The following is a 4,115-nucleotide window of genomic DNA, read 5'->3' on the forward strand; positions in this document are numbered from 1 at the left end:
TTATTTATGCAACGCCATCTGAACACCTGCAAACATAACTAGCAACTTGGGTTATTACTTTAGAGGTGAGCAAAAACGTTTGGAACAAACAAAACGCCGTGGTTGCAGATTAAGCATTATTGGGTTTCTTCAACCTTTGATCAGTTTTGTTTATGGTTTGGTGATCGGAGGCGTTAACCGGAAGTCTTATATCCAAATAATGGAGCCATGTTGCGGCTGATGCCCAAAGAACGGGACGTACTAGGGTAATTGTGCAGTCCTTTCGGGCCTATACACCGATGCAAAAAAGTACAAAAGCTATGGTCAAAATGGGAACAGATGGGTTTGTACATCTTCTTTTTACCCGAATATTGCTCCGAAATGAACCCCATTGAATTGGAGTGGCAACACCTTAAGAAAAATGAACTATGTGGGCAAATATTCGATGATGAGCTAGACCTTGCTTACGCTGTAATTGATGGTATTCAAGCTAGGGGAAAAAAAGGAAACTACAGTACGGAGCGTGTCAAATTTAACTCCAATTCTTCAGGTTAAATTTTTGTTACATACTTATAAATTTTCCCACCCACCTACTTAAGTATTGGAGGAGGAGCTTTCCTGGCTGTTAACAACTACACTGCTAAAAGCTAAGATAGCTAAGGGGATAATTAAAGACACTTTTCTCATCTCAAAATTTTTGTTTGGGGTAATTTCATAAATATTACATCTAAGAAGTGCATCTTTGAAGGAGAAGACGTTACTAAATTCAATAGCAAAATGTCAGTGTGAGTTATCCGTCAAGTTTAAGTAGGAAATTACATAGAGTTTTCAAGAAATTGTCCTACACAGTATCATCCATCCACCCACACGGGCAGTCCTAATGCACCCACGCTGTATAATCCCGGTCAAAGGATGCGCGACACTGGGAACACCTGCCGGTAAACATTGGATGCCAATCTAGTAATTCTAATTGTTCCTCTGGTGTACGTCGCTGCTGTGGTTGCTCCCATTAGTTCGCCGTTGTAGTAGCTTGCCCCTTCTGGTTCCCGCAGTTCTGCTGGTTCAATGTCGGGGTCTTCTCGAAAGTCCAAACAACTGTTTTCCTGTGGCCCTGCTGGGTGAACAGCACAGACGAGGTGAGGATCGTGTGAGTAGAGGAGGCAGCGATGCCGAAGGCGGGCTACGCCGAAGCAGTCAGGAATTTTCATAACATTAGCTTAACAAGAGCGTAGGCGATCGCTAGGGTGTTGTTTACCTCTGAGAGCTACACTGATGCCTAGAGCGCCCAGAGCTAGTAGACCTAATGTAGAACTTGATTCAGGAATTGATTTCAACACTGGATCTGCACGGAAAATACCGTTGATAGTTTTACCACTGTCATCTATAAGCTCGGCATAAAATGAGATTTGACTGGAATTATTTAGACTCCCGCTTAAAAAAACATTCGTCACAGTGCCACCTATAAAGAGAGTCTCCAACACCAATCACCTTATCTGCAATGGGGTCTGATCCTGTGAAGATACCGTCAGCTAAACCATTTTGTGACTCACCATTTAATATTGCACCGAAAACCACTTCATTGTTGTGATTAATTGCAGGACGAAACAACTGGCTAAAGGGGCCATTGGTGTCGGCAATAGGTGTAATTGTTTCACCGTCGCTTGTAAATAACCCATCAACTCCACCCCCTAGACTAGCAGTAAATACTACCGTTCCTGCATTGTTAATGCCAACCTCGCCGAATCCATCAAAGGAGGGATTAGTATTATCAGCGACAGTTGTAATTGACCCATCTTTGATCGTGAAGACACCTGTTCGTCCATCTTTTAAATTAGCTTGAAAAGCCACTACATTAGCGTCGTTAATCACAGCCGGCTGGTTGAAAAAGCTAAATATACCGCTAGTGTCTGCTACAGTTGTCAAAGATCCACCATTGCCAGTAGCGATGGAACCGCTATTACCAAAGTCTTTTAAAAGGCCGAAAGCCAATGTACCACTATCGTTGAACGCGCCGAGTGATAGGCTGGTGACAAACAAACCATCGCTTGGTGTAACAACAGTGGTAACATTCCCACCAACCTTGAGCCAAGGTCAAAAAGATAGGCAACGCTTTCTCACTATTGGAGAGAGCGATGTCTGCGACGGGCTACGCCGAAGCATGACTCTTAAGTTCATCAAACCCAAAGCCTCTTAATTAGATATAGGGTGCGATCGCGAATAATGTTACCTGCTGCACTGGCTTGGTTTCCCTCACCCGTTGCTAATAGTCAAAAATCTGAGATTTCCATTTCAGCGGCATCAGTACTCATCACCAGCGCCTCTGCTCGGTTGTGTTGGTGTGGGTTTTACGTTTGGAAATAGGTTTAGCTGATTGGGTTCCAAGGTCATCACTGGGAGTTACTTTCCCAGTAGATTATTCCTCAGAACTGGAACGCAAGAAACCTGTTAACGGGTTTAGGGGAGCGATCGCCAACGCCTTCACTTTCCTTTTTTTCCTCTAAGAAATTCTGGGGTATCCATTTACACAAACAATAGCTATTTTGATTAGAAGGCTTCCTTGCGAGTCAAGCCTTAGACTAGCATCCTTGCAAGAGGATGAAAACACATTGGTTCTGAAATACGATCGCTTCTGATGATCACTCAGCAATTTTAATAAGTTTCATTTAATTTCAACTTTTACAACTGCTGACATTCCCGGAGTAAATCGAGATTCGTAACCTTGAAGACTTGACTTATCAAATAGAATCTTGACAGGAATTTCATGTAATGAATTACTAGAAGCTGAATTAGTAGTCAGATTATCTTGTGGCATAAAAGCAATACTATCTACCTTGCCTTGAAACTGCCGATTAGCAAAGGCTGAAACTGTGATTTTTACCTTTTGCTCTGGCTGTATTTTTTCTAACTGCTTTTCGGGAAAATAGGCAATAATCCAAGGACGTGGCTGTATTATCGATAAAAGAGTTTGTCCTGGAAGTACCTGCTGTCCTACTTGGACGTTTTTATTCCCAACTATTCCACCGACCGGAGTCGCAATGTCAGTGTAGTTCAACTCTAGTTGGGCTTTTTTTACCTCTAGCTGCTTTTGAATAAAAGTAGCCAACGCTATCTTATATTGTTGCTCATTTATCTTCTTTTGCTGATTGAAGGCTTGCGCTTGTAAAGTTCTTTTTTTAATCAAAGCTCGTTGTTGTATTTGAGCGTTTTTGTTTTCAGGAACTGCTTGTGGTGATTGAATCTCAATAGCAATTTTTGGAATTTTTGCCTGTGCCAATGTTGTTTGCTGTTTAGCTAATTCTAAAGATGTTTTTGCTTGTGCCAAAGATAATTGATAGTTGCCTTTGTCAACTTTCACTAATACCATACCTGGAGATACCATTTGATTATCATTGAATTTAATCTCAGTAACTATTCCTGATACACGACTAGTCACAGGGTTAATCTCTGCGGTAACATAAGCATTATCAGTTTCTAAATATCTTTGCATATATTGCCATTGCTCATAAGCATAATTAGCTATATAAACTGCAACTACACTAAACAACACTCCCAATCCTGTAAGTAGTAGTAGATGCCGAACCCAAGGAGGTGATAATCTTTCCTTGAGAGCATTGTTCGATTCAGTAGAAGTGTTAGTTGGCTCCTGTTGTGACACAACGGGAGTTTTTTGTTCTGATAATCTAGTAACTTGTTGGGACTGGTGTAAAAAATTTTTAAGTTTCATCAGTGATATTTCTGTAAAAAAAGATTTCAGTATAATTATTGGCACTATTTAACAGTCTGTTTACAGAATACGGCAAATATTACTTGAATGTATAATTACCTCAAAATAGCTTCATCGTCGGCAAAAATAAATTGGATAAAGTTGAGCTAATGACGTGTGTATAACTCCCCTAGACATTGCAAAACCTTTATTCTTGTGTTGCGTCTTTTTTCTAACCGTTTAGAAAATGAGCGAACCGGGAGTTATCACCGAAGAATCAAGCGATCGCTCCAATGGTATCTTCAATTGGGACTTGCGGATCTAGTCGTGCTGGGCGGTAGATGTCAATGTGGTATACTCCCAATCGCCTAAGACTGTAAGGATTCGTAACAAGTTAAGGATTTTTGCAGTCTGTCAATAGTCAAAGAGCGGG

General features: G+C 41.1%; 5 protein-coding genes and 1 pseudogene. 2 read left to right on the top strand and 4 right to left on the bottom strand.

The genetic code is table 11. The annotated features are described in order from the left end of the window. Positions 1 to 52 precede the first annotated feature (52 nt). Positions 53 to 369 (top strand): annotated as a pseudogene (locus ACFFAP_RS36745) (transposase); the annotation flags it as partial. Positions 370 to 884: 515 nt separating this feature from the next. On the opposite strand, the gene ACFFAP_RS36750 reads toward ACFFAP_RS36745, so the two are convergent. The 3 genes from ACFFAP_RS36750 to ACFFAP_RS36760 are packed head-to-tail and all read right to left on the bottom strand — an operon-like array spanning position 885 to position 1,968. Then, a complete protein-coding gene (locus ACFFAP_RS36750; protein ID WP_375515820.1) occupies positions 885 to 1,187 on the bottom strand; it encodes a hypothetical protein in 303 nt (100 codons plus the stop codon). A gap of 9 nt (positions 1,188 to 1,196) precedes the next feature. Then, positions 1,197 to 1,430 carry a PEP-CTERM sorting domain-containing protein gene (locus tag ACFFAP_RS36755; protein WP_375515821.1) on the bottom strand — a complete coding sequence of 78 codons (234 nt, stop codon included), beginning with the start codon at positions 1,428 to 1,430 and terminating at the stop codon, positions 1,197 to 1,199. Continuing rightward, the gene (locus ACFFAP_RS36760; protein WP_375515822.1) at positions 1,396 to 1,968 is read right to left on the bottom strand and encodes a choice-of-anchor tandem repeat NxxGxxAF-containing protein; all 573 of its coding nucleotides are present in this window, start codon (positions 1,966 to 1,968) and stop codon (positions 1,396 to 1,398) included. Before ACFFAP_RS36760 ends, ACFFAP_RS36755 begins: the two co-directional genes overlap by 35 nt. A 37-nt stretch (positions 1,969 to 2,005) precedes the next feature. Between ACFFAP_RS36760 and ACFFAP_RS36765 the strand changes: the two genes are divergently transcribed. Continuing rightward, on the top strand, positions 2,006 to 2,173 hold the full coding sequence (locus ACFFAP_RS36765; protein WP_375515823.1) for a hypothetical protein: 168 nt from the start codon (positions 2,006 to 2,008) through the stop codon (positions 2,171 to 2,173). A gap of 465 nt (positions 2,174 to 2,638) precedes the next feature. On the opposite strand, the gene ACFFAP_RS36770 is transcribed toward ACFFAP_RS36765, so the two are convergent. Next, positions 2,639 to 3,703, bottom strand: a complete 1,065-nt coding sequence (locus ACFFAP_RS36770; RefSeq protein WP_375515824.1) for an HlyD family secretion protein — start codon at positions 3,701 to 3,703, stop codon at positions 2,639 to 2,641. Positions 3,704 to 4,115 lie beyond the last annotated feature (412 nt).

Origin of the sequence: uncultured Nostoc sp. (assembly GCF_964245575.1) — a bacterium.
In the GTDB taxonomy this organism is placed as follows: Bacteria; Cyanobacteriota; Cyanobacteriia; order Cyanobacteriales; family Nostocaceae; genus Nostoc.